A 16,749-nucleotide genomic window follows, 5' to 3' on the forward strand; every position below is an offset into this window, starting at 1 on the left:
GGTCGTCAGGGCAACTGCATTGCGTTTGCTGATCACTTAGAATAGGTTATGCTGGCGCTTTATTAGCAGTAACCGGCACGCGGGCCAGGTAACCGGCCACACCCAACGCCACGGCGGCCGCCAGCCCAAACGTGAGGCCCGCGCCCTGCCACTGCCACAGCAGCCCCGCGCCCGCGCTGGCACCGAGCGCGGCCAGACTGCTCAAGCCCCCGAAGGTACCCAGGGCGGCGCCCGTGTCGGAAGGTGCGCACAGAGTGCTGATCCAGGCTTTGCCCACGCCTTCCGTGGCGGCCGCGTACAGTCCGTAACAGGCAAATAACAGCCCAAACATCCAACCATCCTGCGCCAGAGCCATGCCGCCATACACGCCCGCAAATACCACTAGTCCGCCGGTTAGCAGCTTGCGAGGCCCTAGGCGATCGGAGAGGTGGCCCAGCGGCCAGGCGCTAAGCACGTACACTATATTATACAGGATGTAGAGGGCAATAACCTGCGGACCGGAAAGGCCTCGTTGGCGGGCCAGCAGCAACAGAAAGGCATCGGAGCTATTGAAAAGGGCAAACAAAATCAGCCCGCCCACCACTCGTCGGTACGCGGGCGGGGCTTGGCGCCAGTAGCGAAACGAGGCCCAGAATGGCAGCACCGGCCGCCCCGAGGGTATTGCCCGCCGCTCACGCAACAGCAACGAAATGAGTACGGCCAGCACTCCCGGCACAAACGCCCACAGAAACAGCGGGCGATAGGCCCCTGGATGAGCTGTTAGCCACCCCAAGGCGGCCAATGGGCCCAGAACGGCTCCTAGCGTATCCATGGAGCGGTGGAAGCCAAACACTTTGCCGCGGTCCAGGGGGGTAGTTTCGTCCGAGAGCAGGGCATCCCGCGCGCCGGTGCGCAGGCCCTTGCCCAACCGATCCACGGTACGGGCCAGTAGTACCCAGGCCGGAGTGGCCAGCACCGCCAGCATCGGTTTTGACAAGGCACTTAGTCCGTAGCCCCATTACACAAACGGCACCCGGCGGCCCAGTCTGTCCGACCATTGTCCGAAATAGCCTTTGCTGAGCCCCGCCACCGCTTCCGCCACGCCTTCCAGCAGCCCGATATACACCACCGAAAAGCCAATGGACTGCAGATACAACGGCATAACCGGATACAGCATCTCGCTAGCCAGATCAGTGAACAGACTGATGAGCGAGAGCAGCCAGACGGCGCGGGTAAGGTAGCTCGGGAGGGGAAGGCGGCGCATCAGCGGGAGCAAAGCCGGAAACATGGGTATCAGATACACTACGTTTACCCCCAAGCCTTAATAGAATCAAGGCGGGCCGTGTCGCCGGCAATGTTTCCATACGGTTTAGGCAGCACCGAGGGCTAGTAATTCTAAGCCGGCAGTTTCCTAAAGGTACATGCCCTCCTTTTCCTCTATCTGATTAATTGCCTACAGGTTTTGCAAGGCTTGGCCCGAGCGAAGGGTATGGCATTTGAATGTGCGCCTGCTACCCAACGTAGTGTCAGGGTATTGCCAAACGGTGAAAACCTCAAGAGGCAAGCATTTCTGCTTGCCTCATGAGGTTCAACTGTATGCACTAGGGACTACATAATGTAAAAGGTGTCTGACTTTATGGGAGCTGGTATGTCAGACTCCTGCAGTAGTTGCTTTAAGTTAATCTCAACGGTGCGTGCAATGGACGTTACGGGCGTATCGGTGGGCTTGTCATTGAAGGGGTCTTGCATATACCGGGCGGTGCGCTCCAGCAGGAAGTAGGTGGAGGCCGTCACGAGCAACACCGGTATTTCCCACAGCCCAATAGTTTCCACCAACCCCAGGGAAAGTGTGAGCAGAAACAGGTAGATAAAAAAGTGCATCAGCTGGCGGTAGCTGACCGGAAAAACCGTGTTTTTAATGCGCTCGGCCCCACCCATGGAGTCGCACAGGCGCACCAGTGTAGAGTCTAGCTGCACATACTGAAAGGAGTCGAATGCCTGCTTCTGGTAGAGTTGCTTGAGCTGAGCGGTATGCAGGGCCAGTAGGGCCAGGGGCTTATTGGTGTGCGCCTGCACATAGTCCTGTTCATGCGCCGGCAGATATGCCTGCAGCGCAGCCGTGGAGTCCTGACCGCGCAGGCTGTGGCCCAGGCTGTAGCACCACGCAATCTGACGGTAGGCTACCGCTTGCAGTTCTGCCGCCAGACTAGCTGAGTCAAACATGCCAACCGGCAGAAAGCCCTGCACCTGCCGCAGCAGCGTGCGCGAGTCGTTCACGACGGCTCCCCAGAGCCTGCGTGCTTCCCACCACCGGTCATACGACTGGCTGATGTTGAAAGCCAGGAGCAAGGAAATCGAACTGCCCAGGATGGTGGGCAACTGCAGCGGAATCTGGGGCAGATAGTCGCTGAAATACAATTTAAGTAGCTGAAAAACACCGGAAATGACCAGCACTCGGATAATGTCAGGCCGGATGCGGGTGAAGATATAGCGGATGGGAAGTCGGGTGTCTAGCAGCATATATAAGCGATAGGGAGGCTGACTTTACAGGCCGGCTTAGTGGGGCAGCAAAGTATTTTGAATGTGCGGGGCCTCTGCTCCGGTTTCAACACCTGAGAGGGCTAGGGAGCTTCTACGTACGCACACTCCTGCTAGGTGCAGCAAGGGTGAAAAAGGTATCACTAACTCCTGCAGCTTTCTTATCGCCTTGCCCGCACTTACTCGGCACAAAGGTATGTCTCACTCCACCTGCCCTTATTAAAGGCCTATTATATGTGGATTATAATAGCGTTAAAATTAGATTATAATTTCATTAAAGTAGATCAGGCAATTCTCTAGCCTCGGGACATGAAATGATGCTTTGAGGCTCTCAGGCTATTTGCCGCTCTGTGTAGGTGCCTTGTGAGCAGTGCACTAGGTCTCCGGTTTGCCGGGACTGTTGTCCTTCATTAGCCAGCGCTGATGACATTTCCTGCTTAGATTTGTTGTTCGCTTCCCTACTAACACGCAGTACCACCTTGCGCCTTTACTTTGAAAACCCGGTTGGACGTATCCTGGAGCACCCCGATGGGTACGTTCTGATTCGTTACCACGCCGGCCCCCGCGACCTGTTTCACCTGCAGGCTTTCCTGACCCATACCGGCCGGCTTCTGCAGCTCCGGAAATGGAACAAGCTGTTCGGCGACCAGCGCCTGATGGAACCTTTCACGGATGAAGAAGGCCAATGGATTGTGGAGTATTGGCTTTCAGAATCCAACCAAAACTGGCCGGTTTACGGAGCTGTATTGGTGGCGCCCGAAGCGCTGGCTAGCCTGCCCGAAGCCCTACGCAGCCAGCCGGCTCACGCCGGGGCGCTCACGTACCGTCTTTTTGATGATGAACAGGCCGCTGCCACTTGGCTGCTGCAATGCTCCTGAACTCAACAGTGGGCACCTTACTGTTTAGGCGTTGATGCAGATGCTGCGCCATGGACAAGACCTAGTAACCCAGTAACAGGGGGCAACATTGAGCAGGCCCGCGCCGGCCTGGAGCAGATTGACGTGTATGCCGCTGAAATAGATGCTGTGCTGCTGCAGCTGGAGCAACGCAACCCCAGCTAGCCCTGTATCTTGTACAAAGTGTGGTATTAGGGCGCTTGAATAGGTAAAGTGACAAGCTGCCAGGTAGCCAGTTTAGCGTTCTGTTACATATTGCCTCATACAGTAACTTGCTCTGGTTATTTAGCTTACTTTGCTGATAAGTGCGGTCTTGTCACTTACTCGTAGTGGTGGTCACCGCGTTTCTGAAGTTGCTAAAAACGCATGGACCCCGTTGCTTCGTTTGCTGCCTTTTCCACGCCTGAGGATGTACTCCAGAGCCTGCTGGCCATTTCACCCAGCGGGGTGATATTCTGCACTCCCTTACATGGTAGCTCGGGTGAAATCTCTGACTTTCAGTTAGTGTACGTAAACCCGGCCGCCCAGCAGTTGCTAGGCCTGCCGGAACATCCCGTGCTTACTCTGCAACAGCACTGGTCACATGCTAGTAACAACGGAGTCTTCAATTTTCTAGTGGCGGCTTGGGCCTCATCGGAGCCTAATGATTTTGTATTTCGTTCGCACCCTGAGGGTTCCGGGCTGACGTATCGATTGGCAGCTCAGCGTTCTGGCAAGGGCGTGTTAGTTACTTTCAGTGAGGCCGCTGCTGGCATCTTTGCTTTCGATACGCCTTCCTCGCCGGGTGTCGTAAGCGGTGAACACGCGGTTTTACCATCTGAGGAGCCGGCACACGGTCACTTGCATCAGGTGTTACAGCAAGCTCCGGTCGGTATCTGCCTGCTCACAGGCCCTGAGCTGGTTTTCGAGCTCGTTAATCCGGTTTACCAAGCACTATTGCCTCCTACTGTGGGGCTGGGTCAGCCCTTCGCCGATGCGCTGCCTGATGAAATATATCAGTCGGAGTACAGCACCATACGCCGCGTTTTTGACACGGGCGAAACCTGCGAGATGTTAGGTCGGCGCATTTCCGTTGCGCACTTCAAAGGCGGGGAGGCTGCCGACCGCTACCTGAACTTTGTGTACCAGGCACTTCGGGAAACCAACGGACAGGTAAGCGGGGTACTCATCTGTGCTTTCGATGTTACGGAGCAGGTAGTGGCCGCTGAGCAATTAGCGAAAAGCCGCGAGAAGATGAAGCGGTTTAAATTCATGGTCGATCAGGCGCGCGACGCCTTTATGTTGATGCGTGAAGACGGCACGTTTGCGTATCTCAACCATAAAGCCCGTGAGGCCTGGGGCTATTCCGCGCAGGAAATTAAGGGGCTGCACGTGTCCGATGTTGATATGCTGCACCAGCATAACTCCTTCGAGCGCCTATTCGAGCAGGCTAAGCAAGGGACTGTTACGCAGTTTGAAACCCAGCATCGCCACAAAGACGGCCACAGTATTCCGGTGGAAGTAAGTATGGTGATGCTGCAGCTGGGTAGTAAGTCCCATCTGCTGGCCGTAGCCCGCGACATAACCGAGCAGAAACGCACGTTGGCGGCCTTGCGTGAAAGTGAGGAGCGCTTCCGTATTATGGCCGATGCGGCCCCTAACCAGGTGTGGGCCGTAAACCCGGACTCCAGCATCCGGTACGTGAACCAAGCCTTTCTGGACTTTGTGGGCGTGAGCCTGGACGAATACGTGGTGCAGGGCTGGTCGGCGTTTATGCACCCCGAGGAGTTGGCGCACGCCCAACACACCTTGGAGCAGGCTATTCAATCGCGCAGCGTTTACATGCTGGAGCACCGCATGCGGCGCCACGACGGTGAATTTCGCTGGCTTTTAGCCCAAGGCTCTCCTAGCTATTTTCCGAACGGTGACTTGTATGGCTACATAGGTTCGGCGATCGATATTACGGAACTGAAGCAAACCAACGAGCAGCTGGTACGCACTAATATTGACCTGGACACCTTTATCTATACTGCTTCTCACGATCTGCGCGAGCCCATTACCAATCTGTTAGGGCTGGTGCAGGCTTTGCAGGAACAGCTGCCAAGGGAGGCGTTTCAGGACCCGTTGGTGCCGCGTCTGCTCACCATGATGCAGGAATCGGTGGCCCGGTTTCAGCTCACTATTGCCCAGCTGACCGACCTGGCCCAGCTGCAGCAGGCCCAGTTGCAGCCCGCCGAAGCAGTTGATGTGGCAGCCCTGGTAGAGTCAGTCCGGATGGATTTGGCGCCCCGATTGGCCGCCGCCGGGGCTTCGCTCAACGTCGAAATGCCCAGCGGTTGTGCCGTCTCATTTGCCCCTAAGCATCTGCGCAGTATCATTTATAACCTGCTAAGTAACGCCATTAAGTACCGCTGCCCTAATCGGGCGCCCCACATCAGCTTACGTTGCCAACGCATGGGCTCTACTTTCAAGCTGGCAGTTCAGGACAACGGCCTGGGGCTAGATGAGGTGCAGCAGGCCCGGTTGTTTGGGCTGTTTCAGCGCCTGCACCACCACGTAGAGGGCTCCGGTATTGGGTTGTATATGGTAAAGCGCATTACAGAAAATGCCGGCGGCACCATCTCAGTGCTGAGTGAGTTGGGCGTTGGCTCTACCTTTACAGTGCAGTTACCAGGCTATCGGGAGGTGCAATCTGCGTTGTAGAAATATGTCTCGTCAGGGGGTTGCGTTGAGTATTGCCCTAGCACGAAAAGGCCCATCCGAGAATCGGATGGGCCTTTTGTAGCTAAAACCAGCCGGACTTATTTGCCCAGTTTGATTTTCAGGTTTTCGTCGAGCGCCTCCAGGAATTCCTCCGTGTAGAGGTAGTCGCGGCCGTGCTCCACTTTGTTGCCATGAATGCACACCGCCAGGTCTTTGGTCATTTTGCCACTTTCCACAGTTTCAATGCACACGGCTTCCAGCGCCTTGCAGAAGTTGATTAGCTCCTGGTTGTTGTCCAGAATACCCCGGAATTCCAGGCCACGGGTCCAGGCAAAGATGGAGGCAATGGGGTTAGTGGAAGTGGGTTTGCCCTTCTGATGGTCGCGGTAGTGGCGGGTTACGGTACCATGCGCGGCCTCCGCCTCCATCGTTTTACCGTCTGGCGTTACCAGGGTTGAGGTCATCAGGCCCAGCGAGCCGAAGCCTTGGGCAACCGTGTCGCTTTGCACGTCGCCGTCGTAGTTTTTGCAGGCCCACACAAAGTTGCCATTCCACTTCAGCGCCGAGGCTACCATGTCGTCAATCAAGCGGTGCTCGTAGGTAATGCCCGCCGCCTGGAACTTGGCCAGGTAATCCTGCTCGTAAATCTCCTGGAAGATGTCCTTGAACCGGCCATCGTACTTTTTCAGGATGGTGTTTTTGGTGGAGAGGTACAACGGCCAGCCTTTCATCAGGGCCTGGTTGAAGCAAGCGTGCGCAAAACCCCGGATCGACTCATCGGTGTTGTACATGGCCAGGGCCACGCCGTCGCTCTTAAAGTTGTACACTTCAAACGACTGCTCCTCGCCGCCATCTTCGGGCGTGAAGGTGATGGTGAGCTTGCCTTTGCCTTTGGTTACGAAATCAGTAGCACGGTACTGGTCGCCGAAGGCATGGCGGCCGATGCAAATGGGAGCCGTCCAGTTGGGCACAAGGCGCGGCACGTTGCTCATCACAATAGGCTCGCGAAACACAGTGCCATCCAGAATATTGCGGATGGTGCCATTGGGCGACTTCCACATCTGTTGCAGGTTGAACTCCTTTACGCGCTCTTCGTCCGGGGTGATGGTTGCACATTTGATGCCTACACCGTACTGCTGGATAGCTTTGGCTGCGTCAATGGTTACCTGGTCGCCGGTTTGGTCGCGGTACTCAATTCCCAAGTCGTAGTACTTGATATCCAGCTCCAGATAGGGCAGAATCAGCTTGTCTTTGATGAATTTCCAGATGATGCGCGTCATCTCATCGCCATCCAACTCTACTACTGGGTTTGCTACTTTGATCTTTGACATTGCGTGGGGGGAATCTGATTTAAGGTGCAAGTTGAGGGGTTTCGGGCCCCAATAATACGGGTTCAGCAGTTGCTGGTCTATATGAACCTGGTAATTGCCTTCATCTTATTCAGGTGACAAGGCTGCTTCCACTGCTTGGTAGCCAAGGCCGGCGTATATATTCCGCCACAACTCACCACATCCGGGAGTTTCGGTAGCCAGCCATTCGGTTACTACAACCGAGGTATGAATGGTTTGGTGGTCCAGCATGCCTAGTAAACATAGTTTATTCTGCTGCCCTTATCCAGCTTAGCACAGTTTAGGGGCTAGTCTCATGCAGCAAGCAGTGCCGTAGAAATGCATAGCACCTTGAAACTAGGCTCAAGAAACCAGGACGTTTGCAATCTTGATATGAGAAGGCTATGAAGTATTGCACGGCAGATTGGGACATATCTTCGCCTTTGTAAGATCCGATAATTCACTTATCGGACCTTATCGTATCTTCGCTTTTCCAGCCCATTTTTAGTCCCGATACTCCATATATAGGCTCCATGGAAACGAAGTCCGGACTCGTCACCACCTCGTCGTCCTTGCCGTCTCTTTCCGAGTTGGCCGAGCACACCGCGCGCTACGTCGAAGCCGGCTTGTCCGGGGCCGCCAACACTGCCAAGGCGTACGCCGGGGATCTGAAGCGTTTCGGCGCCTGGTGCTCGGTCCACGGCCTGGAGCCGCTGCCGGCCTCCGTGGATACGCTCGCCGGCTTTGTCACCCACCTGGCGGAAACCGGCAAAAAGGTCACCACCATTCAGCGTCACTGCGCGGCCGTGAGCAAGGCTCATGCCTTGCGCGGCGTGGACTCGCCGACGGATGACAAGAAGTTCAAGGTGTTGCTGGAAGGCATCAGCCGCGTCAAAGGGGTGCGCCAAAAGCAGGCCCCGGCCTTTACCCTGGCTTCCTTTAAGCGCATCGTTAAAGGCATCGATAGCACGACGGTGGCCGGGCAGCGCGACAAGGTGATTTTGCTGCTGGGCTTTTCCGGGGCCTTTCGCCGCTCGGAGATGGCGGCCCTCAACATAGAAGACCTGGGCTTTTCCGAGGAAGGGTTGATTATCGACCTGAAAAAGAGCAAAACCAACCAGCTGGGCGAAAACGAGGAAAAAGCCATCTTCTACTCCCCGGAGCTGCCCCTCTGCCCCATCCGGTCCCTGCAAAGCTGGTTGAAAACCCTGGGCCGCAGCGAAGGCCCCTTACTGGTATCCCTGCGCAAGAATAGCCGGCTCACCGAGCGTCGCCTGACCGACAAGCATTTGAATCTGATTGTGCAGCGCTACTTAGGCCCCACCTTTTCGGCCCACTCCCTGCGGGCATCGTTTGTAACGGTGGCCAAGTTGGCCGGGGCCGACGACTCGGAGGTCATGAATCAAACCAAGCACAAGACCAGCGCCATGATTCGCCGCTACACCCGCCTGGACAACGTACGTCAGCACAATGCGGCCCAGAAGTTAGGGTTGTAAACCGGCGGTGGGTGCTGCTCGTCGATGATGATCGCACCACCAATTTTCTCAACAAACTCCTGCACCCGCTCAAGCGCGAACGGGCCGACCTGGTGGCTTGGCTGGCCACGATGATGGAGGAGTTTCACCGCTGGACCTACCATCCGCACCTGCACTTGAACTTCGACGCCACCACCGCGCTGCGGTACGTGGAGATGGCTATCAACAAACTGCAGCAGGTTTTCCACAACCTCATCTCTATTGCCATTAAGTTTACCCTGGATGGAGGCCACATCAACGTGGGGGTAGCTCGGCGCGGAGAGCAGGCGGTCGTCACGATATCGGATACGGGCATCGGTATTCCGCAGGAGCTGCCGGACGGGCCGGCGCGGGGAAAAGACCAACGGCCTGGGCGTGTCCAACATTTAGAGGGTGGTGGCCTTGCATCAGGGCCCGATTACCTGGGTGAGCGCGGAAGGCCACGGCAACACCTTTACGATTAAGCCACCTGCCCTGCCCCAGTAGAACGGGGTTTATTCTACCACAGAAATCGGCCACACTTATTAGTTGGTTATATATTCCTGTAGCCTATTTAGGAGGGAAATTCTCTAGGAGGGGAATTCTTTATGGCGCGCCTCATTCTAAGGTGAAAGTTATCCATCTAAATTTAGATTTTATTGCTAAGGCATGTCTGCCTGCTATTTCCTTATGCCTGTTACATCTTGTTCCCTTCCCCAGGAATAAGGCTTGCTATTCAACTTGCATCAAGCAGGGCAAATCATCGGCCCTATCGACCCAGGTAGCTCTCAAATATGGGCGGAGGTGTGCTCTCTACGGCAACGTTACGTGCCAGGAGAACTAACACCTAGAACAACATCTGATTCTACAGTATCACCGCTTACGAGTACAATCATAGCACCTACTAGCGCGACTCACCACTAGCATTAGCAGATTAGTAGTTTATACACTTCCTCCGGAAGTGAGTAGTAGTGGAGAGGGCATGTAGACCGTTAGCAGAACTAGGCGATTTCGTTCAATGTATAACCCACTACACATTGGCGCGTAGGGAAGGGTATTCGTGTAGACCTTACTTGTATCGTATCCTATGGCGTTTGCGATCATCCGCGTCACTAAAATCACTAGCCGCGAGCAGGCCATTAGCGTTGCTCACCACAACTACCGCACCCAGGAAACGCCGAATGCCGACCCGTCCCTGCGGCACCTGAATCAGGAATTAGTCAACCACGCGCAGCGCAGCTACTGGGACCTGGCCAACGAGCGCATCGCAGAGCTGCAGCTGCCGCGCCTGCGCAAGGATGCCGTGCGCGTCGTCGAGGTGCTGCTCACGGCCAGCGAGGAGAAGTTTCCCAAGGACCCTACGACGGGGCAACGGGCTGACATACGAGGCTCGCAGTGGGTACAGGACAATCTGGACTTTTTACAGAAGCGCTACGGGGCTCAGAACGTGATTGGGTGCTTGCTCCACCAGGATGAAAGCACCCCGCACCTGCATGCTCTCGTGGTCCCCGTCACCCAGGAGCCGCGCCTGCACCAGGGTGAAAGGAGGGGGCCAGCGGAGCGGCTCTCGGCCCGGGATCTGTTTAGTCCCGTCGCCCTGCGGCAGCTGCAAACGGACTACGCCCAGGCGATGGCCCCGTATGGCTTGCGGCGGGGCGTGGAATACAGTACGGCCATTCACGAGGACGTGCGCCGCTACTATGGGGCCCAGAAAACCAGCCAACAGGACCTGGCCGAGTTAACCAAGCCTTTGGTCCACGAACCCTTTCAACTGGCTGCTATGAAAGCCCTGGAGCGGGTCAGTCCGCAGGCGTATCTGGAGCGCGAGCAGGCGCGCCTGAATGAGCATCTGGCCCAGCAAGTAGCGGCCGTCAATGCCAAGTTGGAACAGGTGTCCGTCGTAGCGACCGCCAATGCCCTGGCTCAGGACCAGGCCCGCGTACTGGAAAAGCAACTGGCCACCAGTCAGCAGCGCGTACAGGAGTTACTGGCCGATGTGAAGCAGAAAACCCAGGAGTTGGCCACCAAGACGGAGGAACTGACTACCCTGCGCGGGCGCTTCCACCGGTTGATCGTACAAACGGCGCAGCAGCAGCCCCTGGCGCCCCACTTGGCCGAGTGGGCCAGCAAGCAGCAAGCCCACGGTCAGCAGCGCGCCGAGCAAGTCGTAGCCAACACCCTACAAGGACCAGTGACCAGCGCAGGTGACATCACCCAGGCGTTACAGCAGAATGGGTACTCTATTCACACTACGAAAGCAGGACAGTTGTTAGTCCGCGAGGCCCACTCGGCCGTGCAGTTCCCCCTCGCTGACCTGCAGCCAAATGGTAAGCCCTTGGTTCCCCAAGTACAGCAGGCAATTGAGCGCACCCGGGAAGAGCAGCAGCAAGCGCAGCGGTTGCTGGTCGCCCGTGATCCTCGCTCTCTCAACGCGACTATCACAGTAGCTGACCCGGAACGGGCTGCACGCATTCAGGCCGCCTTCGAGGAGGCTGGCGCGAGCGTGTGGCAGGTGCGCACGTTAGCGGATCAACGGACCTCTCTGAGCGTGGCCTATGGCTTCGATTGGAAGACGATCGAAAAGATCAGCACCGTCCTGAGCAAGGCCCAGCGCTCCCAGGGTGTGGCAGTAGAGGAAAGTTATAAAGACCAAGCTACGCGCACAGGAGCGGTGCAAACCATCGAGCGGGACCGGCAGCCTCGTGACCGGTCACAAGGATTGTCTATGTAGCAAATTAGACTAGGCAATAAGCTCCACAAAAGGATAACAAGCTTTCATACTTTATGGAGAGGGGGCTTATAGCGCTTGCTGGAGCCCCGCGCCCGCGGCTGGTTCCTCTACGAATATATCATAGGTAACCTCGCCTTCGTGGGCATCATTGATCACGAGGTGGGCGGAGGGCCGGGCGTACACGTCGTGGGGCAACGAAACGGCCACGAGCCGCTCCCAGTGGCTACCAGGTATAGTTTCCTGCCACCGCGCCCGGATATAGGCGTGCTCCTGCTCGGTAAACGGAGCCCAGTCGAGGAGCACGGCCGATAGGAATGCGCCCACTAGGAACAGAAAATAGAAGGCCAATTGGCCTTCTACATTGTGAAGGCCGCCGCCCCACAGTTTAAAGCCCAAGTCCTGTAAGACGAGCAGTGCCGCGCACACACCAGAGTTAAGCAAAGGATGCCGAAGATTTGAAAACACTACCAGCGCTGTGGAGAGCAGCGCCCCGAAAGGTATCAAATCCATGCCGGTGAGAGGCACGTAGTGGTCGCAGATGACATTGGTAGTGACTAAAAGAAACGCTATCAAGAATGCCAAAGATTTGGGCAATTGCATAGAAAGTGTCTAATAATGGCTAGATAGGGGGGAGATAGAGTGGCAGGATAGCCCGAGTTCTAATTGACTTTTACTGATATTACCCATGCTCTTAGTCGCCAGCTGTTTTCTTCGTATTGTCGCTTTACATAATGGGTGTTATAAACCCGACCTTGAAATAAGGGTGGTTTTTGCCCCTACTGCCCCCGCTCTCGAATTGTGGTACTTTGGCGGGGGGCAGGCGCTAGTGTAGCGTTCACGAAACTTAGATCCCTTCCGAATTAAATGAAACTTGATTAGTAAATGGGTTTCTTGAATTCAATCTGAACCGTAGGGCCACTTTGCCAGCCCGGCAAGCGCCGATGGGCAGCGGTTCACGCAAAGGAGCGGATGCTCGAACGACCTCCTCTAGTTTTTCTTTTTCGCTGGGATATTCCGGGCGCGGATTCGGATGGCGTCAACGGGGCGTCCGGAGCGACGAAAGGCCGCGGTGTCCATTTTCACGGCCGACATCGACGCCATGCGCGGTGGCGTGGCGGCCCTTTTGGGTTGAGGGACTCCTTTCGCCGGAGGGGTGCCAGGGGCTGTAGTTGGCGTTGTTTGTGCAGCAGCAGGACCGCTCAGGGCCACTAGCGTCAGGCCAAGTAGGAAAAGGGGGGCGGGTTTCATATCCAGAGAAAAGGTGATAGGGTGAAGATACTGACCATGAGCTGTATGGACGTTCACTTGAACGGTCCGAAGGTATACGCGCTCGGTTCAAATTAAGGAGCGTGGCTGTTGCAGAACTAAGCAGAGGGCTCTAAATTGACCTACTTCCGTCCAGGTGAAGGTGCAAATGGCTAATTTGAGCACCTGGCGGGCCCACGCTAAGCCCAAGGCCACCCGTCGGCAGAGTCAAATCGGAGTTCTGCAACAGCCACGGTGGTTCAAACAAGGGAGGGCTTTACCTGCTGACCCCACCACTGCGGCTGTGCGACTGCCCGGCCTGGTGGATGCGCTGCTGGTCCATTTGACGTTGGGCGTGACTTCTTTCAACCACATGCCACCGCCTCTGTGTAAGAAATTATAGGGACTGATAAGCGAGTCTTATCAGTCCCTATTATATGCTGGTAATAGGCTGTAAATGTTCGATTACAACTTGTAAAAGGATTTACCCTACCTGATATTAAAGCAGCCGTTTGGTTGGCAAAGTGAGCCCGTCACTAAGCACAATAAGTCGATAGGCTTGGGTGGTCGGGTCTAGCTCGAAGCGCAGGCCTTCGCTGGACTGGGGGTCGTCGAAGAACGTGGTATCGCTGTCAGGGTGGAAGGGGGCCGTCGAGCCGTCACTATCAATCAGCAGCAACTGCCCCTTTTCCACGCGCACCTCCAGCACCTGGGTAGGGTCGGCTTCGAGCACGAAGCGGCCGGTGTAGCGCTCGAGCACAGCCGCGGGCACGACTATTTCGCGGCGGTTTACAGCGACGGGCAGTTCGTAGGGCTCGCCCGCCACGATGTGGGGCACGTCATGCACGATCTTTTCGAAGGGCATGTCGGAGAAGTTGCTCACCAGCAGAAACGTGAGCTGCTGGGCCGGGTGGTGGTAAAAATAGGCGCGGTAGCCGGGACGGCCGCCGGCCTGCACCACGGCCCCCTCCGCATTCAGCAGGTGTTGCGCTGCATCAGCCGTGAGCACCTTACCGCTGAACAGGCCGGCCGCAAACCGGGCCAGGTCGTCAAGGGTGGCGTAGTAATTGCCCGTTTCGAAGCGGTTGATGGCCACCGCCGGCACGGGGCGGATGCGGTGGCGCTCGTCGGTGATAAAGCCGTAGGCGAAGCGGCGCACGCGGCCCGTGGCGTTGAACTCGCCGGTGTGCTTCATGCCGAAGGGCCGCAGGATGTCACGCTGCACAAAGGCAGCATACCCATGGGGGCTGGCCAGGTCCACGAGGCGGTGGAGCACGAAAAAGCCCACGCTCGAGTACTGGGTGCGGGTGCCAGGCTCGAACAGCAACGGCTCCTGCTTGGCTAGCTCGATGGTGCGCACCAGGCTCACCTGGTCGAGTTGCTTGTGGTTGCTCAGTTCCCGGGGCAGGCCCGACTGGTGGCTCAGCAGGTGGGCCACGGTGATGTCGCCGCCACGGGGAAAATCGGGAATAAACTTGCTGACCGGGTCCTGCAGGCCGAGCCGGCCCTGCTGGACGAGCACCAGCACGGCGTATTTGATCAGCAACTTCGACACCGAAGCAATGATGAAGCGGCTATCGGGGGCCACGCGCAGGCTGTCGCTCTGGCCGGCGATGTTATAGGTGTGGCGCAGCAGCGTCTGCCCCTGGCTGGCCACCAGCACGTTGCCGTTAAACTTCTGCTGGGCCGTAAAGGCGGTGAAGTACGCGTCGAGTTGGGCGCTGGGCGGGGCCGTTGATTGGGCGCGCAGGGTGCCGGAAAGGGGGAGCAGCAACAGGAGACCGCCGGCCAGGTGTTTTAAGGGGGTGGGAAGGTAGGGCATGGTAGCAGCGTATCTCGACCGCTAAGCTAACCAGTTTCAGAAGTGTGATCCCCAGCTTCAACATTTTAGCCCTAGGCAAAACTGGGTTTAAATGGATAATCAGCCGGAACTCCACCTGCCGGCGCAGCTCGCCCCGGGTTCATAAGCGCCGGCAAGCGGTCCGGAACGGGCAGTCGTCGGGATGAGTCCAGGCCAGCAAGCCGGGCAGTTGCTGGTTTACCCGGGCGGGGTTCTGCCCAGAACGGGCCTATACGCCTGGAGCTCAAAGTCCACGTGGTCAGCGGCGCGGTAGTAGATGAATGGGACATGGGCGCGGGTCTCCGCCTGGTCCAGAAAGAGGGTAGCCAAGTTGCTGACAGTGTTCAGCGTTACTTGCCTAAGTAAAAGGACACTTAAGCTCCGGGTTTACCGCACCGTGAGGAACAGCGGTACGATACGAGCAGAATGTAACCGCGAGCAGACTAGTTGATTTGCTGGCGATGGGTTGTGTGATAGAAGCCAACCAAGCGGGCATCAGCCCCGAAACCGGGGCTGAAAGTGCAGTTGCAGGATGGTATCGAGCTTTTCCTGGGTCAGGGGCTTGGACACAAAATCAGCCACGGGCAGGTGCGCAATGCAAGCCTGATAGCGCGGGCTGACGGAGGTAGTTAGCATCACGATGACGACGGGCGGTTGCGCGAGGGGCAGGTGCTGGTAAGCTTCCAGGAACTCCAAGCCGTCCATAATGGGCATGTTGATGTCCAGGAAGATGAGGACCGGGCAGCTGGGCGTGGACGGCCATTAATATGCTCCGCAGCAGCTTTATAACAAAGGGGTGGGTTAGGTTAGGTCCCCAAAGCCACTTCGTTCACCAGGCCTTTCTCCGCCGGCGCCCAGCAGTTGGCTTGCGCAGTTGCTTGCTGCTGAAAAGCAAATCGTCGTTTTAGGAGTGATATAGTCATGTCCCTACCTCACAACGGTAGCCTCTAACTCTACTTTCAGGGTTTCGAACAGGCTTTTCACTTCCAGCAGGGTGGTAGCCTGCTGCATGCCGTGCCGGGCCACCCAGGCCTGAAACAGGTCAAAGCATGGCCACAGCTCTGCCGTTGAAGTGGTATATATATTCAACCGCACAATGTTCTTCGGCTCGTAGCCCGCCTCGCGAATAACCAGTTCCAGGTTTTGCAGCGTCAACAGCAGCTGGGTTGGCATGTCGGCGGTGCTGGAGATTCCCTCCGCGTCGATGGCCGTCTGCCCGGAGCAGTACAGGGTGCCTGTCACTTGGCTTACGTCCACGGCTTGCGCGTAGCTGCGCTGGTCTTGCCACTGCCAGGGGTTGATGATGCGTTTTTCCATGTGCTTGGGGTTTAATCTGCGTCTAGGCGGACCGGAAGGCTGGCAGGACTGGATTCCCCGAAGAGCAGCCAGGTACCGCGTAAGCGCAGGTGGTAGATGGTTTTTTACAAAGGTCCAAGCTCCTACCCGCCCCAACGTGTGATCTAGCGCACTATTATGGCAAACCAGCGGGTAGCTGGTCCGTGAAAATCAGCAAGCAGCGCGCCATGTCGTACCGCTGAGTAGGGATCCGGCCGCCTAGTTAGCCCGGTGCGCCAACTTCCCCTGGCGGCGGCGGCCCATAAAGCGCCCGGGCCGCGCTGCTTCAACGTGAGCAGCACCAGGGCGTCGCTGACGACCTACGCCAATCTTAATAGTCACAAGTGCAACTACTGCCTTCCCGTGTACCAGTCATCGAAGACGGCTTTGAACGTATATATTGTCAACCTGGCCCCCCGTGCATGAAGGGGCCGATAGGCTACACGGGTTGCCCAAGTACCTGAGCAACCGGCTGCGGGTGCTGACCGGGCAAAACACCCAGCAGCACATCCCCCAGGCCCTGATTGAGAAAGCCAAGCGCCTGCTGCGCACTACCTTGCTTTTAGTGAGGTAAACGGCATTCCAAGTGGGGTTTGAGTACCTGCAGTACTTCTTCCGCCTCTTTAAAAGCAAAACCGGCCTTACGCCGGGCGCCTATCGCCAGTCGGCCAACTAAGCCCGG

The 16,749-nt window shown here is 56.9% G+C and carries 14 protein-coding genes and 1 pseudogene; 6 read left to right on the top strand and 9 right to left on the bottom strand.

Annotated features, from left to right (window positions below):
* Nucleotides 1-46: 46 nt before the first annotated feature.
* From ACYVHC_RS20250 to ACYVHC_RS20260, 3 genes and pseudogenes are all read right to left on the bottom strand, one after another.
* Nucleotides 47-982, bottom strand: a pseudogene (locus ACYVHC_RS20250) (MFS transporter); the annotation flags it as partial.
* A 15-nt stretch (nt 983-997) separates the two neighbouring features.
* Nucleotides 998-1,243 carry a hypothetical protein gene (locus tag ACYVHC_RS20255; RefSeq protein ID WP_460615553.1) on the bottom strand — a complete coding sequence of 82 codons (246 nt, stop codon included), beginning with the start codon at nt 1,241-1,243 and terminating at the stop codon, nt 998-1,000.
* Nucleotides 1,244-1,587: 344 nt separating this feature from the next.
* The gene (locus tag ACYVHC_RS20260; RefSeq protein WP_460615554.1) at nt 1,588-2,499 is read right to left on the bottom strand and encodes a bestrophin family protein; all 912 of its coding nucleotides are present in this window, start codon (nt 2,497-2,499) and stop codon (nt 1,588-1,590) included.
* A 497-nt stretch (nt 2,500-2,996) separates the two neighbouring features.
* On the opposite strand from ACYVHC_RS20260, the gene ACYVHC_RS20265 reads away from it, so the two are divergent.
* Together ACYVHC_RS20265 and ACYVHC_RS20270 are read left to right on the top strand one after the other, a co-directional pair.
* Nucleotides 2,997-3,395, top strand: a complete 399-nt coding sequence (locus tag ACYVHC_RS20265; protein WP_460615555.1) for a hypothetical protein — start codon at nt 2,997-2,999, stop codon at nt 3,393-3,395.
* Between the two features lie 384 nt (nt 3,396-3,779).
* Nucleotides 3,780-6,095, top strand: coding sequence for a PAS domain-containing sensor histidine kinase (locus tag ACYVHC_RS20270; protein WP_460615556.1), 2,316 nt, complete (start codon nt 3,780-3,782; stop codon nt 6,093-6,095).
* 98 nt (nt 6,096-6,193) lie between these two features.
* Here ACYVHC_RS20270 and ACYVHC_RS20275 read toward each other — a convergent pair whose 3' ends face one another.
* Nucleotides 6,194-7,426, bottom strand: coding sequence for an NADP-dependent isocitrate dehydrogenase (locus ACYVHC_RS20275; RefSeq protein WP_460615557.1), 1,233 nt, complete (start codon nt 7,424-7,426; stop codon nt 6,194-6,196).
* A 530-nt stretch (nt 7,427-7,956) separates the two neighbouring features.
* Between ACYVHC_RS20275 and ACYVHC_RS20280 the strand changes: the two genes are divergently transcribed.
* From ACYVHC_RS20280 to mobV, 3 genes are all read left to right on the top strand, one after another.
* Complete coding sequence (locus ACYVHC_RS20280) at nt 7,957-8,919, top strand: site-specific integrase (RefSeq protein WP_460615558.1); 963 nt, start codon at nt 7,957-7,959, stop codon at nt 8,917-8,919.
* A gap of 11 nt (nt 8,920-8,930) precedes the next feature.
* Nucleotides 8,931-9,401 (top strand): sensor histidine kinase, encoded by a 471-nt coding sequence (locus tag ACYVHC_RS20285; RefSeq protein WP_460615559.1) that lies wholly within the window; start codon nt 8,931-8,933, stop codon nt 9,399-9,401.
* A gap of 602 nt (nt 9,402-10,003) precedes the next feature.
* The gene (gene mobV, locus ACYVHC_RS20290) at nt 10,004-11,647 is read left to right on the top strand and encodes a MobV family relaxase (protein ID WP_460615560.1); all 1,644 of its coding nucleotides are present in this window, start codon (nt 10,004-10,006) and stop codon (nt 11,645-11,647) included.
* Between the two features lie 66 nt (nt 11,648-11,713).
* On the opposite strand, the gene ACYVHC_RS20295 is transcribed toward mobV, so the two are convergent.
* From ACYVHC_RS20295 to ACYVHC_RS20315, 5 genes are all read right to left on the bottom strand, one after another.
* A complete protein-coding gene (locus tag ACYVHC_RS20295; RefSeq protein WP_460615561.1) occupies nt 11,714-12,220 on the bottom strand; it encodes a hypothetical protein in 507 nt (168 codons plus the stop codon).
* A gap of 414 nt (nt 12,221-12,634) precedes the next feature.
* Entirely contained in the window at nt 12,635-12,895 is a 261-nt protein-coding gene (locus tag ACYVHC_RS20300) for a hypothetical protein (RefSeq protein WP_460615562.1), read from the bottom strand.
* 496 nt (nt 12,896-13,391) lie between these two features.
* Entirely contained in the window at nt 13,392-14,714 is a 1,323-nt protein-coding gene (locus tag ACYVHC_RS20305; protein ID WP_460615563.1) for a serine hydrolase domain-containing protein, read from the bottom strand.
* A 513-nt stretch (nt 14,715-15,227) separates the two neighbouring features.
* Entirely contained in the window at nt 15,228-15,464 is a 237-nt protein-coding gene (locus ACYVHC_RS20310) for a response regulator (RefSeq protein ID WP_460615622.1), read from the bottom strand.
* A 195-nt stretch (nt 15,465-15,659) separates the two neighbouring features.
* Nucleotides 15,660-16,049: a RidA family protein gene (locus ACYVHC_RS20315; RefSeq protein ID WP_460615564.1), complete on the bottom strand. Its 390-nt coding sequence runs from the start codon at nt 16,047-16,049 to the stop codon at nt 15,660-15,662.
* Nucleotides 16,050-16,485: 436 nt separating this feature from the next.
* On the opposite strand from ACYVHC_RS20315, the gene ACYVHC_RS20320 reads away from it, so the two are divergent.
* Entirely contained in the window at nt 16,486-16,641 is a 156-nt protein-coding gene (locus tag ACYVHC_RS20320; RefSeq protein WP_460615565.1) for a hypothetical protein, read from the top strand.
* The last annotated feature ends 108 nt before the right edge of the window (nt 16,642-16,749 follow it).

This window comes from Hymenobacter seoulensis (assembly GCF_054780535.1).

Bases quoted from the DNA above. Each gene is read 5' to 3' on its own strand.
- ACYVHC_RS20280 (WP_460615558.1), top strand. From the start codon at position 7,957: ATGGAAACGAAGTCCGGACTCGTCACCACCTCGTCGTCCTTGCCGTCT.
- ACYVHC_RS20260 (WP_460615554.1), bottom strand. From the start codon at position 2,499: ATGCTGCTAGACACCCGACTTCCCATCCGCTATATCTTCACCCGCATC.
- ACYVHC_RS20255 (WP_460615553.1), bottom strand. From the start codon at position 1,243: ATGCGCCGCCTTCCCCTCCCGAGCTACCTTACCCGCGCCGTCTGGCTG.
- ACYVHC_RS20270 (WP_460615556.1), top strand. From the start codon at position 3,780: ATGGACCCCGTTGCTTCGTTTGCTGCCTTTTCCACGCCTGAGGATGTA.
- ACYVHC_RS20315 (WP_460615564.1), bottom strand. From the start codon at position 16,049: ATGGAAAAACGCATCATCAACCCCTGGCAGTGGCAAGACCAGCGCAGC.
- ACYVHC_RS20305 (WP_460615563.1), bottom strand. From the start codon at position 14,714: ATGCCCTACCTTCCCACCCCCTTAAAACACCTGGCCGGCGGTCTCCTG.
- ACYVHC_RS20300 (WP_460615562.1), bottom strand. From the start codon at position 12,895: ATGAAACCCGCCCCCCTTTTCCTACTTGGCCTGACGCTAGTGGCCCTG.
- mobV (WP_460615560.1), top strand. From the start codon at position 10,004: ATGGCGTTTGCGATCATCCGCGTCACTAAAATCACTAGCCGCGAGCAG.
- ACYVHC_RS20275 (WP_460615557.1), bottom strand. From the start codon at position 7,426: ATGTCAAAGATCAAAGTAGCAAACCCAGTAGTAGAGTTGGATGGCGAT.